The sequence below is a fragment of the Phytohabitans sp. LJ34 genome, assembly GCF_052068095.1.
Taxonomy (GTDB): Bacteria; Actinomycetota; Actinomycetes; order Mycobacteriales; family Micromonosporaceae; genus Phytohabitans.
In genome coordinates this window covers 403,386-417,076 of sequence record NZ_JBQHDG010000005.1, presented here as the reverse complement: position 1 = coordinate 417,076, position 13,691 = coordinate 403,386, and the positions used below count along the sequence as shown (strand labels likewise).

The 13,691-nt window shown below is 71.8% G+C and carries 13 protein-coding genes; 4 read left to right on the top strand and 9 right to left on the bottom strand.

All coding sequences use genetic code 11. The annotated features are described in order from the left end of the window. The first annotated feature begins 109 nt into the window (after positions 1-109). The gene (locus ACTMTJ_RS11980; protein WP_441216223.1) at positions 110-1,363 is read left to right on the top strand and encodes a chloride channel protein; all 1,254 of its coding nucleotides are present in this window, start codon (positions 110-112) and stop codon (positions 1,361-1,363) included. Between the two features lie 300 nt (positions 1,364-1,663). Here ACTMTJ_RS11980 and ACTMTJ_RS11975 read toward each other — a convergent pair whose 3' ends face one another. The 4 genes from ACTMTJ_RS11975 to ACTMTJ_RS11960 are packed head-to-tail and all read right to left on the bottom strand — an operon-like array spanning position 1,664 to position 6,150. Continuing rightward, entirely contained in the window at positions 1,664-3,889 is a 2,226-nt protein-coding gene (locus ACTMTJ_RS11975; protein WP_441216222.1) for an FtsX-like permease family protein, read from the bottom strand. Next, a complete protein-coding gene (locus tag ACTMTJ_RS11970; protein WP_441216221.1) occupies positions 3,886-4,563 on the bottom strand; it encodes an ABC transporter ATP-binding protein in 678 nt (225 codons plus the stop codon). The genes ACTMTJ_RS11975 and ACTMTJ_RS11970 overlap by 4 nt, the downstream gene beginning before the upstream one ends. 53 nt (positions 4,564-4,616) lie before the next feature. After that, a complete protein-coding gene (locus tag ACTMTJ_RS11965; protein WP_441216220.1) occupies positions 4,617-5,144 on the bottom strand; it encodes a PadR family transcriptional regulator in 528 nt (175 codons plus the stop codon). Between the two features lie 58 nt (positions 5,145-5,202). Beyond that, positions 5,203-6,150, bottom strand: coding sequence for an LLM class F420-dependent oxidoreductase (locus tag ACTMTJ_RS11960; protein WP_441216219.1), 948 nt, complete (start codon positions 6,148-6,150; stop codon positions 5,203-5,205). 152 nt (positions 6,151-6,302) lie between these two features. On the opposite strand from ACTMTJ_RS11960, the gene fgd reads away from it, so the two are divergent. Together fgd and ACTMTJ_RS11950 are read left to right on the top strand one after the other, a co-directional pair. Beyond that, a complete protein-coding gene (gene fgd / locus ACTMTJ_RS11955; protein ID WP_441216218.1) occupies positions 6,303-7,307 on the top strand; it encodes a glucose-6-phosphate dehydrogenase (coenzyme-F420) in 1,005 nt (334 codons plus the stop codon). Positions 7,308-7,312: 5 nt separating this feature from the next. After that, complete coding sequence (locus tag ACTMTJ_RS11950) at positions 7,313-8,143, top strand: alpha/beta fold hydrolase (RefSeq protein ID WP_441216217.1); 831 nt, start codon at positions 7,313-7,315, stop codon at positions 8,141-8,143. Here the strand turns inward: ACTMTJ_RS11950 and ACTMTJ_RS11945 are convergent. From ACTMTJ_RS11945 to ACTMTJ_RS11935, 3 genes are read right to left on the bottom strand one after another with little or no spacing between them, the layout of a single operon-like run. After that, positions 8,124-8,654, bottom strand: coding sequence for a TetR/AcrR family transcriptional regulator (locus tag ACTMTJ_RS11945; protein WP_441216216.1), 531 nt, complete (start codon positions 8,652-8,654; stop codon positions 8,124-8,126). The two genes, ACTMTJ_RS11950 and ACTMTJ_RS11945, sit on opposite strands and share 20 nt — an antisense overlap. Further along, positions 8,651-8,974, bottom strand: a complete 324-nt coding sequence (locus ACTMTJ_RS11940) for a DMT family transporter (RefSeq protein WP_441216215.1) — start codon at positions 8,972-8,974, stop codon at positions 8,651-8,653. Before ACTMTJ_RS11940 ends, ACTMTJ_RS11945 begins: the two co-directional genes overlap by 4 nt. Before the next feature lie 51 nt (positions 8,975-9,025). Then, on the bottom strand, positions 9,026-9,493 hold the full coding sequence (locus ACTMTJ_RS11935; RefSeq protein WP_441216214.1) for an aminoacyl-tRNA deacylase: 468 nt from the start codon (positions 9,491-9,493) through the stop codon (positions 9,026-9,028). An 18-nt stretch (positions 9,494-9,511) separates the two neighbouring features. On the opposite strand from ACTMTJ_RS11935, the gene ACTMTJ_RS11930 reads away from it, so the two are divergent. Next, positions 9,512-12,079, top strand: a complete 2,568-nt coding sequence (locus tag ACTMTJ_RS11930; RefSeq protein ID WP_441216213.1) for a hypothetical protein — start codon at positions 9,512-9,514, stop codon at positions 12,077-12,079. Here ACTMTJ_RS11930 and ACTMTJ_RS11925 read toward each other — a convergent pair. Both ACTMTJ_RS11925 and ACTMTJ_RS11920 read right to left on the bottom strand, forming a co-directional pair. Further along, complete coding sequence (locus tag ACTMTJ_RS11925) at positions 12,024-13,046, bottom strand: alcohol dehydrogenase catalytic domain-containing protein (RefSeq protein WP_441216212.1); 1,023 nt, start codon at positions 13,044-13,046, stop codon at positions 12,024-12,026. The two genes, ACTMTJ_RS11930 and ACTMTJ_RS11925, sit on opposite strands and share 56 nt — an antisense overlap. Next, positions 13,046-13,678 (bottom strand): adenylate kinase family protein, encoded by a 633-nt coding sequence (locus tag ACTMTJ_RS11920; protein ID WP_441216211.1) that lies wholly within the window; start codon positions 13,676-13,678, stop codon positions 13,046-13,048. The genes ACTMTJ_RS11925 and ACTMTJ_RS11920 overlap by 1 nt, the downstream gene beginning before the upstream one ends. Between the last annotated feature and the right edge of the window lie 13 nt (positions 13,679-13,691).

Genomic DNA, 13,691 nt, shown 5'->3' with positions numbered 1-13,691 from the left:
CCCCTCCCGTCTTCCCGGTTTTCCCAGCATGCCCTGATATACGCAATTAGTCTCACGTTTTGGGGCTCGCTCGAGCGGGGGGCACGACATGACCGGGCAGGCGGCATGAGTGGGTGACGGGCGGCCGAGCGGCGCGGTGTACCTGCGGCTTGTCGGGCTCGGCGCGGCCATCGGCATCCCGGCGGCGTTGGTGGCCGCGCTCTTCCTGACGCTGATCCACGAGCTGGAGCACTGGCTCTGGCCCGACTCGCCGCCCTGGTACCTGGTGCTCGGCCTGCCCACCTGCGGCGCGCTCATCGTTCTCGCCGCCCGCCGGCTGCTGCCCGGCGACGGCGGCCACTCACCGCTCGGCGGCCTGAGCACCACACCGACACCGCCGCGGTACGTGCCCGGCGTCGCACTTGCCGCGCTCGGCACGCTGGGCTTCGGCGCCGTGCTCGGCCCGGAAGCGCCGGTCATCGCCCTCGGCTCGGCGGTCGGCGTGGCGGTCAGCCGCCTCTACCGCGCCGCCGGCGACCAGGGCACGGCGATGCTCTCCAACGCCGGCTCGTTCTCGGCGGTATCCGCACTCTTCGGCGGCCCGATCGTCGCCGGCATGCTGCTCGTGGAGGGCGGCGTCGGGATCGGCGCGGCCCTGCTTCCCGCCCTCCTACCCGGCCTGGTCGCCGCGGCGATCGGCTACCTGATCTTCGTCGGAGTCCGCGACTGGCCAGGCCTCGACGCACCCGGCCTCGCGGTGCCGAACCTGCCCGAGTACACCGGCGTCCACCTCTACGACCTGCTGGTCGCCATCGCGATCGGGCTCGCCGCCGCACTCACCGTCACCGGCGTCCGCGCGGTCGCCACCCGGATCGAACGGCTCGACGCCTGGCCGGTCGTCGTCCTGGGCGGCGCGGCGGTCGGCGCGCTCGCCCTGGCCGGTGACGCGCTCGGTGCCGACTCGCAGGACGTGCTCTTCTCCGGCCAGACCTCGATCGCGACCGTGGTGGAGACGAACTCGACGCGGCTCGTGGTCGTGCTCCTGGTCACGAAGTTCCTCGCGTACGCGGTCAGCCTCGGCTGCGGCTTTCGCGGCGGCCCGATCTTCCCGGCGGTCTTCCTCGGCGTCGCGCTCGCCGCCCTGGCGGTCGTCTGGTTCGACACGTCGCCGACGCTCGCCATCGCGGTCGGCGCCGCCGCCGGGATGGCCGCGCAGACGAAGCTGCTCTTCTCGCCGCTCATCTTTGGCGCGCTGCTCGTTGGCACCGCGGGGACGGACGCTGTGCCCGCCGCCGCGCTCGCGTCCGCCACCGCATGGCTCGCCACCTCCCGACTGGAGAACCTTCAAGAGGGCTTTCGGGGTCAGGGTCGCCGCTCGTCGTGACGTTTCTTCGAGGCAGATTTGCCCACGTCCGCGTCAGCTGCGGACCGTATGCTCCCGCGGGCACCGCTCCCGGCCGGCGGCTCGCAGCGCTCGCCGAAACCCCGACCGTCCACTGCCAGCTCCGCGAAACAAGCCCCCTACCCCAATAGGGGTGAGCGGGACCAGCGGCGGACGGGTAAGGCCGCGGGAGCAGCGGTCTGGACCACGACGGACGCCGCGGTAGCTCAAATCTCTGTCTAAATAAGGGATTCAGGGCCGAAGCCACCACCGGCTCGGAAAGCCTCTCGAACGCTCGAATATCTACTCGTTTCGCGCGGTCTCTGGGCCGGTGATCCGGCGGAGCATCGGCAGGGTCGAGGCGATGATCGCGAGGGAGGCGACGAGGCCGGCCGCGACCGCCGCGTAGTAGCTCGGCCCGGGCGCGCGCAGGTTGTAGTCGAGCTGCGAGGTGAGGAACAGCTGCGCGGCGAGGAAGCCCATCCCGATCGCGAGCACCGCGACGAAGAGCAGCGGCACCGTGCTCTCCAGCGCGACCACCCGGCGCAGCAGCGCGAGCCGCATGCCGGTGAGCCGCAGCAGGCTGAACGGGCGCTTGCGCTCGGTAAGGCCGCCGGCGACGCTGACCGCAAGGCTGCACCCGGCGATCGCCAGGCTGGTGACGATCACGACGTTGGCCAGCTGCTGCCACTGCACCAGCGTGTTTCGAAAGTCGCTCTCGAAGTCGGCGATGGTGTTCGGCAGCCGGTTGCTGTCTGGGAAGGCCGCCTCGAGCATGGTGCGCGACCGCTCGACGGCCGGCGCCGACCCGTCCGTGGCCACGACGACCGACGCAAGTGGCAGTCGCTGGACGCCGGCGGCGTCTACCGGCGCGACCGGCCAGACCGGTGCGTCGTCGGAAGTGTTGCGCGGCCCGACCAGATCCGGCCACACGTAGGCGGCCTGCGCGCCGGGCGCGCACGTGCCGAACTCAGGCGAGCGGGCCAGGTCGGCGCAGGAGATCACGCCGGGATACCAGTCGGGGTCGTCCCGATTCGTACTCCCATCCTGCGGGCTGGCATGGACCAGGTGGACGGCCTCGACGCCGGGAATCGACGCGAGACCAGACGGCACCTCCGATGCGCTCGGCCCGTTACCGTCCTTGGTGTCGAACGGCTGGGTGAGGGCGCTGCTCACCACCGACCCGCTGCGCGCGCCGCCCACCTCGGCCACGATCGTGGACATCACGCCGGTGGCGACGCTGGTGACGAAGAGCGCCAGGACCACCCCGCTGACCGCGCGGAAGCCGGCCTGCGGGTTGTCCGCCAGGCGCCGGCCGGCGATCAGGGCGGCGGCGTGGCGGGCCCGCCCGGCCAGCACCCGCGAACCGACCAGCGTCAGCCACGGTCCGGCGACCACGAGGCCAATCATGATCATCACAAACCCGGACATGTACGCCATCAGCTGGCCGCTTGTCGTGTCCGGGCGCCGGCTGGCGAAGTAGCAGAGCTCGGCGACACCGGCCGCGAGCAGGATCAGCCGCCAGGCCCGCGGCGGGCGCGGCGTGACCCGCCGGGTGACGCCCAGCGGGGAGATCTGCACCCGGCGCAAGGCGAACCGTGCGGCCACGGCCGCGCCCACCGGCACGCCGAGCACGACGAGCACGACGTCGAGCGGCCGGAGCGAGAGGTCGCTGGCGAAGAAACGCTGACCGGTGAACGCGATCGTGGCGAGCGCCGACCGGAAGGCGAAGAACAGGCCGATGCCGGCGATCGTGCCGGCCATCGCCGCCACGGTCGACTCCACCGCCGAGATCACCGAGACCTGGCGGGGCGTCGCGCCGACGAGGCGCATGGCGGCGAAGCGCTGCTCGCGGCGGGCGGCGGCGAGGCGGGTCGCCGTGCCGATAAGGATGAGCACCGGCACGATCAGCGCGCCGGCCACGACCCACAGGACCAGGGTCATGCCGTCGGCGCCGATGCCGATCACGCAGCGGTCGCACGCGCTCGGGTCGGTGGTCATGATGCTGGCCACCCGGTCGGCTCCGGGCACTGTGGACAGCTCGTCGGGCGTGCGGCCGACGACGATCAGCAGCGAGTCGGGCGAGGGCAGGGCGCGGTCGCCGATCGTGCCGATCTCGCGTCCGGGAAACCGGTCGGCCAGCTCCGCCGGCGGGTGGGACCGCAGCAGCTCGCGGAGGGCCGGAGACACGTAGTACTCCCCCGGGCCGGGCAGGCGCGGGATGCCGGGCGGCACCGGCGAGTCCGGGCCGGTGGCCGCGATGTCGAGCCGGCCGATGCTCTGGGTCTGGTAGTAGTCGTCGCGCAGCACCCACCAGCTCGGGTTTGCCGCCTTTGGCCCGGAGGTCTCACCCACGAGGCCGCTGTTGAGCCACGCGTACCGCATGTTTTGCGCGTCCACCGCGTTGATGCCCGCGAGCGCGGTCAGGAGGAGCCCCACCCCGAGCGCCACCGCGGCCGAGATGACGACCAGCCGGACGAGCGCCTCGCGACCCGTGGCCAGCGTGAGGCGCAAGCCGAAGCGGATCATGAGAGCACCCGCTCCGGCCTGAGCGCGGCCACCTTGCCGTCGCGGACCATGATGTGCCGGTCGGCGTACGCCGCGACGCGCGCCTCGTGCGTCACCAGGACGACCGTGGTGCCGTGCTCGCGCGCCGCCCCGACGAGCTGGTCCATCACCTGCTCGCCGGTGAGCGAGTCGAGCGACCCGGTCGGCTCGTCGGCGAAGAGCACCTTGGGGCTCGTGACGAGGCCGCGAGCGAGCGCCACCCGCTGGGCCTGCCCGCCCGACAGCTCACCGGACCGGCGGCGCTCCAGCCCGTCGAGCCCCAGCCGGCCAAACCACGGCCGGGCCTCGCGCAGCGCCGCGTCGCGCCGGGCGCCGCCGAGCAGCAGCGGCAGCGCGACGTTTTCCTCCGCGGTGAGCTCGGGCACGAGCTGGCCGAACTGGAAGACGAACCCGAAGCCGTCGCGGCGCAGCGTGCTCCGCCCAGCCTCGTCCATCGTGTCGACCCGGCGGCCGTCGAAGTGGATCTCTCCGGAGTCGGGCACAAGGATGCCGGCCAGGCAGTGCAGCAACGTCGACTTGCCGGATCCACTCGGACCCATGATCGCCAGGATCTCGCCGGGCGCGACCGCCACCGTGGCCCCGCGCAGCGCCGACGTCTGCCCGAAGGAGCGCACGACGTCGCGTGCCTCGATCATCACCTCGGCTGAAAACGCTTGCTGGGTCCCATTCCGACGAGCTGCACGTGACGTCATGCCTTCACCACCTCGGCGCGGAGGGCGTCGAGTCGGGCCGTCGTGGTGTCTATCCAGCGGAGGTCGGCCTCCAGGTGGAAGAGGCCGTGGTCGGCGAGGAGCGTGTCGACGAGGCTGCCACTGCGCCGGATCTCGGTCAGCTGGCGCATGCGCTCCAGGTGGGCGCCGCGCTGGATGTCGAGGTATTCGTGCGCGGGGCGCCCGAGCATGAGCGCGAGCACCACCTTGGAGAAGAGCACCGACTGTAGGTGTGGCTCGGCCTCGAGTGGCTCGGTCAGCCAGGCGTCGAACTCGGTCGCGCCCGCCTCGGTGATGACGTAGCGCTTGCGCTCCGGCCCGACGCCCGGCTGCACCTCGCTGATCACCACCTTGCCGTCTCGGGCCAGGCGTCCCAGCGTCGCGTACACCTGCCCGAACGGCAGGGGACGGCCGCGACTGAAGTAGGCGTCGTAGTCGCGCTTGAGGTCGTAGCCGTGGCTGGGCTCGCGCTCAAGCAGGCCGAGGAGGGTCAACGGAACGCTCATGGAAGGGAGCGTACCCTGAGCGTATACCTCGCGTATATACCCTCGGCGTATATCTGTCTCAGTTGATGAATTCGGCGGCGAAGCGTTCGACAAGCTCCACGTTCGTCGGGTCGCTGAAGCCGACAATCAGCTCCTGCACGCCCGCGTCCGCGTAGACGGCGATCCGCTCGCGCACGGTCTCGAAGGTGCCGACCAGGCCGTACGAGCCGACGTCGCCCGGGTACGCGAACTCGATGCCCGGCGGCACCTGCGCCCGCGCCGCCTCGTCGGTGTCCGCGATGATGCAGAGCGTCGTCGCGGTGCGGCGGATGCTGTCGTACTCGCGGCCGAGCTCGTCACAGTGCCGGCGCAGGATGGCGTACTTGCGCGCCAGCACCTCCGGCGACTCCAGCATGTTGCAGGCGTCGGCGTACTCGGCGACAAGCCGGAGCGTGACCTTCTCGCCGCCGCCAGCGATCATCAGCGGGATGTGCGGCGCCTGCACCCCCTTGGGCTGGTTGATCGCGCCCCGCACCCGGTAGTGCCGCCCCTCGAAGGTGGCTTCCTTCTCTGTCCACATCGCTCGCATCACCTGGACCGCCTCGCCCAGCTTGCGCAGCCGTTCGCCGGGGGTGCCGAAGTCGTAGCCGTACCCGACGTAGTCCGGCTCGTACCAACCGGAACCGATCCCGAACGAGAGCCGGCCGTGCGAGATGACGTCCACGGTCGAGGCGAGCTTGGCCTGCAACGCGGGGTTGCGGTACCCGTTGCCGGTGACGAGCTGCCCGAGCCGCACCCGGGACGTCTCCCGGGCCAGCGCGGTGACCACCGACCACGCCTCGAAGACGAAGTCCTGCGAGGGCGGGATCGTCACAAGGTGGTCCGGCGCCCACAGCGTCCGATAGCCGAGCGGGTCGGCGGCCCGCGCCACCCGGACCACCGACTCGAACGCCTCGACCGGATCCGTCACATGCGCGAACTCGCGCCCGAATCCGGTCGGCAGAAAGATGCTGAACGAGATCGTCACGATGATCGTCCTTCCTGGGCGTCGCCGCCGAGAGGGCCGTACGGTTCAGGAGTGGTGACCCGGCGGCGGCCGGAAAGGAGTCGCACCGATTCCTCCGGCGCGGGCGGGTGGTCCAAAAACGGGTGGTCAAACCAGCGACGGAAGGGACGGCGATGGGCCTCACGATCGGCTACAAGGCGTCGGCGGAGCAGTTCGGGCCGCGGCAGCTCGTCGAGTACGCCGTGCGCGCGGAAGAGGTCGGCCTGGACAGCGTGCTGGTGTCGGACCACTTCCTGCCCTGGCGGCACGAGGGCGGGCACGCGCCGTTCGCCCTGGCCTGGATGGCCGCTGTCGGCGAGCGCACCAGCCGCGTGAAGATGGGCACGAGCGTGCTCACGCCCACGTTCCGCTACAACCCGGCGGTGATCGCCCAGGCGTTCGCGACGATGGCGCTGCTGTACGACAACCGGGTGATGCTGGGCGTGGGCACCGGTGAGGCGCTCAACGAGATCGCCGTCTCCGGTTTGGACTGGCCTGAGTTCAAGGAACGCTTCGCGCGGCTGCGCGAGGCGGTGCGGCTCATCCGCGACCTGTGGACCAAGGACGAGGTCAGCTTCGACGGCGACTACTACAAGCTCGTCGACGCCGTGATCTACGACCGTCCCGAGCGGCCAGTGCCGATCTACGTCGCGGCCGGCGGCCCGGTCGTCGCGAAGTACGCCGGTCGGTCCGGCGACGGCTTCATCTGCACGTCCGGCAAGGGCATGGACCTGTACACGGAGAAGCTGATGCCCGCGGTGGCCGAGGGCGCGGCGGCGGCCGGGCGCGACGTGGCCCAGATCGACAAGATGATCGAGATCAAGCTGTCGTACGACCGTGACCACGACGCCGCGCTGGAAAACACCCGCTTCTGGGCGCCGCTGTCGCTGACCCCGGAGCAGAAGCACACCGTCGACAGCGCCACGGAGATGGAGCGCCTGGCCGACGAGCTACCCATCGAGCAGGTCGCGAGGCGGTGGATCGTCGCGTCCGATCCGGACGAGGCGCTCGCGCAGATCAAGCCGTACGTGGACGCCGGCCTCAACCACCTGGTCTTTCATGGGCCCGGGCACGACCAGGAGCGCTTCCTGACCCAGTTCGGCGAGGACCTCCTGCCGCGGCTGCGCGCCCTAGGCTGAGGCGCATGGAGATCGATCTGACGCTCCCCGACGGCGGACGGCTGCACGCGTACGACACGGGTGGCGACGACCGGCTCGCCGTCCTGTGGCACCACGGCACACCCAACATCGGCGCGCCGCCCAAGCCGCTCTTCGCGGCCGCCGACCGCCTCGGCATCCGGTGGATCGGGTACGACCGCCCGGGTTACGGCGGATCGCCCCGCACCCCGGGCCGCACGGTCGGCGACGCGGGCACCTGGGCCACGACGGTCGCCGACGCGCTGGGCATCGAGCGGTTCGCGGTGATGGGACACTCCGGGGGCGGCTCACACGCGCTGGCCACCGCCGCCCTGCTGCCCGACCGGGTGCTCGCCGCCGTGAGCGCGGCCGGCCTCGCCCCACCCGACGCCGAAGGGCTCGACTGGTGGGCCGGCATGGGCGACTCCGGTGTCGCCGCGCTCACCGCCGCCCGCGAAGGGCTCGCGGTCAAGGAGGCCTTCGAGGCGTCGGGGGTGGAGTACGACCACCAGTTCACGCCGGCCGACTTCGCCGCGTTCGAGAGTGGCTGGTCGTGGTTCAGCGAGGTGGTCGGTCCGGCCGAGGCGGGCGGGCCGGGCGGGCAGGTCGACGACGACATCGCGTACGTCACGCCGTGGGGCTGTGACCCCGCGCAGATCACCGCGCCGGTGCTCCTCGTCCACGGCGGCCGCGACATCGTGGTGCCGAGCGGGCACGCACAGTGGCTCGCCAAGCGCATCCCGCGGGCCGAGCTGCGCCTCGACCCCGACGGCGCACACATCTCGGTCATGACCTCCGGCGCGGCGGCGCTGGAGTGGATCAGGTCAGCAGCTTCGTGAGCGTCGTGGTGAGCGCGGGCACGTCGACCGGCTCGTCCCGCACCAAGGCGTAGACCAGCACCCCGCACAGGAAGATCGAGGTGGCCCGCGCCGTCGCTGGATCGGTGTGCGCGCCGAGGAGCCGGACCAGCCCTTCGTCCCACTCCTGGGCCAGCGGCCGTAGCTCGGGCCGGCGCGCGGCGGCGACGTAGAGCTCGGTCTCCAGGAGCGCCCGGCTCCGGTCCGCGAGGTACTCCGCGGCGAGGTCGGCCAGCGTCGCCGGCACGTCGTCGCTGGCGTCGAGCAGGGCCGCCCATCCGGCGAGGTCCGCCATCACGCGGTCGGTGAGGTGCCGCAGCGCGGCGGCGGACAGCTCGTCGAGGTCGGTGAAGTAGTACGTGGTCGCGCCCAGCGGCACCCCGGCGCGGGCGGCGACCAGCCGGTGCGTCAGCCCTGCCACGCCCACCTCGGGGATCAGCTCCCCCGCCGCCTCGACGATCTTTCGCCGCCGCCCTTCCGGGTCACGTTTCAATGGGCACCGCCAAGGTTGAGCACGACGACGCCGGCGACCACCAGCCCCGCGCCGATCACCTTTGCCGGCGTGACCGGCTCGCTGAGGAAGAGCGCCCCGATGGTGACGATCAGCGTGGTGCCGAGCCCGGACCAGATCGCGTATCCGACACCGACCTGGAGCCCTTTCTGGATCGCCGTCGACAGCGCGAGGAACGAGACCGCGTAGGCGCTCAGGCTGGCGACGGTCGGCCACAGCCTGGTGAAGCCTTCGGTGCTCTTGAGCAGGCTCGTGCCGAGCACCTCAGCCGCGATGGCCAGCCCGAGAAGTACGTACGCCATGATCGCCCCCATCTAGTACGCCTGTACATGTACAAGCGTACAGAAGAGAAGTCAGGGCGTCTCGGGGTCGGTGACGTCGGCGTACGTGGCGTCGAGCACAGCCAGCGCCGCCTCGGCGTCGAAGGCGACCGCCACGCCGTGCTCCCCCGCGCCGAGCGTGATCTCCCGGCCGCGTACCCGCTCGTCGGCGATGACCGGCCAGCTCGTGGTGGAGCCGAAAGGGGTGATGGTGCCGCGCTCGTATCCGGTCGCCTCCTTGGCCGAGGCGGCGTCCGGCATGGACAGCCGGCTCACGCCGAGCAGCGTGCGCAGCTTGGGCCAGGAGATGACGCGGTCGCCGGGCACGAGCACGAAGAGGAAGTCGTCGCTGCCGCGGCGCACCACGATGGTCTTCACCACGTCGGGGATCTCGACGCCCCGTGCCTCGGCCGCCTCGGGCAGACTGCGCACCGGGCCGTGCCGGAGAATCCGATAGACGACACCTGATCTGTCAAGCGCTTGCAGCGCTGGTGAAGACATGCCCAGGAGACTAGCCGCATGGCTGTCCGAAGCTCTGGTAAAGCGCGCCAGGCACTCCAGCAGCTCATCGGCGGAGGCCGGGTGCCCTACGCGACATTGCTCCGCGCGGGCGACCTGCCCGGTGGTCTCACCATCCCCGATCCCGACGGTGGGCGGCAGTGGCTGTGGTCCGAGCCGCCGCCCGGCGAGGTCGGCGGATACGGCGACCCCGAGACGTACGCACTTTCCGGCGCGCCACCGCAGGTGTGGGCGCCGCCCTACACAGTGGACGGTGCCGACGACGACACGCGCCGCTCGTACGTGCGGCACAGCGTCGACCTCACCATGCGCGGCGGCACCACGTCCGGTGTCGTCTACCCGCTGGCCGTCTGCGAGGTGGCCAGCCGCTTTCGGGTGCGCAACGTGGGCGGCGCCTCGGCCGGCGCGATCGCCGCCGCCGTGACCGCTGCCGCCGAGGTCGGGCGGAGCAGCCGGCTGCCGGCGGAGGCATACGCGCCACTGTCCGAAGAGGACCGCCGCGACGGTCACGTGCGACCGGGCTTCGTGGGCATGTCCGACACGATCGCGTGGCTGGCCGAGGTGTCGCCGGACGACCTCGGCGGCGAGCGTGACGCGTACCGGCTGGCCCAGCTCTTCCGCCCCGGCCCGCGCGACCGGCGGCTCTACACGCTGGTCACCGCGTTCATGCGCAAGCAGGTGTGGGCCGGCGCGCTGGCGCTGCTGCTCGCGTTCGGCAAGTGGTCCAAGCTGATGGTCGCGGTGTTCGCCGCCGCGGGGCTCTACCTCGCGGTCTGGCTGGGCGCGCGGCTGCCCTCGTGGCCGGCGGTCGACCGGCCGGGCGGCGACCACGGCTCGTGGCGATACGCGTGGGCCGCGCTCGACCTCTACCTCTTCTTCGCCAGCGTCGGTGCGCTGCTGGTGCTCGTCCCGACGCTTGCCGGCCGGCGACCAAAACCATCAACACCACAGTGGCTGACCCTGCTGACCAGCGCCTCCAGCCGGCACCACACGGCAGGCCCGTCATGGCGATGGCCGGTGGCCGTCGTGGTCCTCGCCGTCGCCGGGGTCCTCACCTGGCTGCGCTGGTGGGACTGGGTCGCCGGTGCGCTGGCCGGCGCCGCACTGAGCCTCGCGATGGGCGCGGTGGTCGCCACCAGCACCTGGCGGTACTTCGCGCGGGTGGGCCGCCGCCACTTCGGCCTGCTCGCCGGGTCGGCCCCACAGACTTCGCGGCGCCCGTCGGAGCTCGTCGCCGGCGCGGCTCGGCCCACCGTGTCCCGTTCGGTGATCCCCTGGCTGAGCGGCTGCCTCAACGAGGTCGCCGCGCTCGACAAGGGCGAGGTGCTGCGCTTCGGTCACCTGTGGCAGGGGCGGTCGTTCAAGCCGCTGGCGCAGGGCACGGCGGAGATCCACAGGCTGGCTCGGGAGCCCGCCCGGCGGCTCGTCAACCTGGAGCTGATCACGACCGACCTGTCGCGCCAGCGGCCGTACCGCTTTCCGCTCGCCGCGGCCGGCCCGGACGACGCGCTGTACTTCCGGATGGACGACCTCGGCGACGGAGACGACGCGGTCTTCCCGCCGGACGTCATCGAGGCGATGCGCGACCCCGATCCGCAGACCGTGCCACAGACCGACCCCAACGCCGAAGCGGTCACCCTGCACCGGCTGCCCGACCCGTGGAACCTGCCGGTCATCTTCGCCGTACGGCTCAGCCTCGCGCTGCCCGGGCTCTTCAAAGCCATCCGCCTGTACCGGCTGGTGCCCGCCACCGAGATCGGTGACGAGTTCGGCCGGGGTATCCGCAACCGCGAGCAGCACCGTCTCATGTGGCCGGAGGACGGCCGGCCGCGGGCACAGGAGCTGTGGTTTTCCGACGGCGGCATCACGTCGAACTTTCCGGTGCACCTCTTCGACTCGCCGCTGCCGCGGTGGCCCACGTTCGGGCTCAACCTCGGCCAGCACCCGTACCAGTTTCCACACCAGGACGTGTGGCTGCCGCAAGACTGGGAGGACGCGGTGGTGCCCGCGACCGACCTGGGCACCGGGGCGGCGAGGTTCGCCGGGTCCATCTTGGACACGGCCCGCTCCTGGCGCGACTCGATGCAGACCGCGATGCCCGGCTACCGCGGCCGGGTGGCCTGGGTGCGCCAGCGGGCCGACGAGGGCGGCACCAACCTCTACATGCCGCGCGAGATCATCGCCTCGATGGCGCTGCGCGGGGCACTGGCCGGCGCCCGGCTGAGCCGCCGCTTCGGCCACCCGACCCAGTGGGACCGGCATCGCTGGCTGCGCCTGCGCTCGGCACTGGACAACCTGGACGCTCTGCGCGGCTCGGTGCGGGAAAGCGTGCCGTACTACGCCGACATCCTCGCCGGGCGAGACGACTTCCTGCGGCAGGCCGGCGTCGACTACCCGTACGACCCGCCAGGCGGGCAGGAGGCGGTCTGGTTCGAGCCGGGCGACGCCACCTTCTGGCCCGCCGCCGGCGATCTGCTGGACAGCCTCGCCAAGGGCGACGCCGGCGACGTCTTCACGCTGGGGACGCCTCGCCCGCAACCGGATCTGCGCCAGGTACCACCGGAGTAGTGGGCTCCACCACGACCTTGAGGCCGCGGCGGGCGACCGCGGCCTCGAAGGCGTCGGCCGCCGCGTCCAGCGGATAGCGGGCGGTGACCACAGTGGAGACGTCGACGAGGCCACGGCGCACGAGGTCGATGGCGCGCGGGTAGACGTCCTTCATCCGACGCACCATGGCGATCGTCAGGCCCTTGCGGCGGGCCACCGACGCGGGAAACGTCGTGGTGTCGCCGTCCGGGATGCCCACCAGCACCACGCGGGCGCCCGGTCCGGCGGCCAGCATCGCCGCGTCGACGGCCGGGTCGGTGCCGGCGACCTCGAACGCGACGTCGACGTCGAGGCCAGCCGGATCGTCCACAATCGACGCGCCGTACGCCTCGGCCGACTGCCGGCGGTGCGGCAGCGGATCGGCGGCGTAGACGGCCCGCGCGCCCATCAGCTGGACGAGCTGCACGAGCAGCAGCCCGATCGGCCCGCAGCCGAAGACGCCGACGGTCATGCCCAGCCGCAGGTGGCCCAGGTCGAGCGCGTGCAGCGCGACACCGAGCGGCTCGAGCATCGCGCCGTCCGCGTCGGAGAGCGAGTCCGGCAGCGGGTGCAGGCGCGCGGTCGGCCAGGCCAGGTACTCCCGCAGTCCACCGTCGAGCGTGCCGTGGCCGGCGAAGCGGATGGCCGGGCAGAGGTTGGGGTGGCCGCGGCGGCACAGCTCGCAGTGCTCACACGGGATGGCGGGGTCGATCGCCACCCGCTCGCCGTGCCGCGGCCCGCCCTCGATCACGCCGGCCATCTCGTGCCCCACCGCGAGCGGCTGCTTGAGCCGGGCGTCGCCGATGCCGCCCTCGGTGTACCAGTGCAGGTCGGAGCCGCACAGACCCACCGCGGTCACCCGCACCAGGCTCTCCACCGCCGTCGGCTCGGGCGCCGGCTCGTCGACGACCCGGATGTCCTCGACGCCATACAGCCGCGCGACCCGCATCACAGGCCCAGCTTTCGGCGGATCTCCTGCTGCACCGTGTCCGCGTCGGGGCGGGCGTCGACGGTCACCACGAACTCCTTGCGGCGGAAGATGTCGAGCACCGGCTTCGTCTTGTCGTGGTACTCCCGGAGGCGGGCGTCCAGCGCCTCGGGGGTGTCGTCGGGGCGGGTGACGAGCTCGCCACCACACACGTCGCACTTGCCCTCTTCTTCGGGGCGGTCGGCGATGAGGTTGTAGTCCATGCCGCAGCGCGAGCAGAGCCGCCGGTTGAGCACCCGGCGGTGCACCTCGTCGTCGGGCAGATCGAGGTGGATCACGCTGTCGATGTCGTAGCTCTCCAGGAAGAACTCCGCCTGCCGCCCGTTGCGCGGGAAGCCGTCGATGACGAAGCCATAGTTCCAGTCGTGCTGGTGGAGGCGCTCCCGGACCACGGCCTCGACCTGGTCGTCGCCGATCAGCTCGCCCGCGGCCATGGTGCGTCGTACCTGGGCGCCGAGCTTGGTGTGATGCTGCACGTGCCACCGGAAGATGTCACCGACGCTGATATGTACGAGGTCGTACTCCTTGGAGAGCAGAGCGCACTGGGTGCCCTTGCCGCTGCCCTGGACGCCCATCACCACGTACTTGCGCATGAGGTGCACGATC

Bases quoted from the DNA above. Each gene is read 5' to 3' on its own strand.
- ACTMTJ_RS11975 (WP_441216222.1), bottom strand. From the start codon at position 3,889: ATGATCCGCTTCGGCTTGCGCCTCACGCTGGCCACGGGTCGCGAGGCG.
- ACTMTJ_RS11970 (WP_441216221.1), bottom strand. From the start codon at position 4,563: ATGATCGAGGCACGCGACGTCGTGCGCTCCTTCGGGCAGACGTCGGCG.
- ACTMTJ_RS11965 (WP_441216220.1), bottom strand. From the start codon at position 5,144: ATGAGCGTTCCGTTGACCCTCCTCGGCCTGCTTGAGCGCGAGCCCAGC.
- fgd (WP_441216218.1), top strand. From the start codon at position 6,303: ATGGGCCTCACGATCGGCTACAAGGCGTCGGCGGAGCAGTTCGGGCCG.
- ACTMTJ_RS11950 (WP_441216217.1), top strand. From the start codon at position 7,313: ATGGAGATCGATCTGACGCTCCCCGACGGCGGACGGCTGCACGCGTAC.
- ACTMTJ_RS11940 (WP_441216215.1), bottom strand. From the start codon at position 8,974: ATGGCGTACGTACTTCTCGGGCTGGCCATCGCGGCTGAGGTGCTCGGC.
- ACTMTJ_RS11935 (WP_441216214.1), bottom strand. From the start codon at position 9,493: ATGTCTTCACCAGCGCTGCAAGCGCTTGACAGATCAGGTGTCGTCTAT.
- ACTMTJ_RS11930 (WP_441216213.1), top strand. From the start codon at position 9,512: ATGGCTGTCCGAAGCTCTGGTAAAGCGCGCCAGGCACTCCAGCAGCTC.
- ACTMTJ_RS11925 (WP_441216212.1), bottom strand. From the start codon at position 13,046: ATGCGGGTCGCGCGGCTGTATGGCGTCGAGGACATCCGGGTCGTCGAC.
- ACTMTJ_RS11920 (WP_441216211.1), bottom strand. From the start codon at position 13,678: ATGCGCAAGTACGTGGTGATGGGCGTCCAGGGCAGCGGCAAGGGCACC.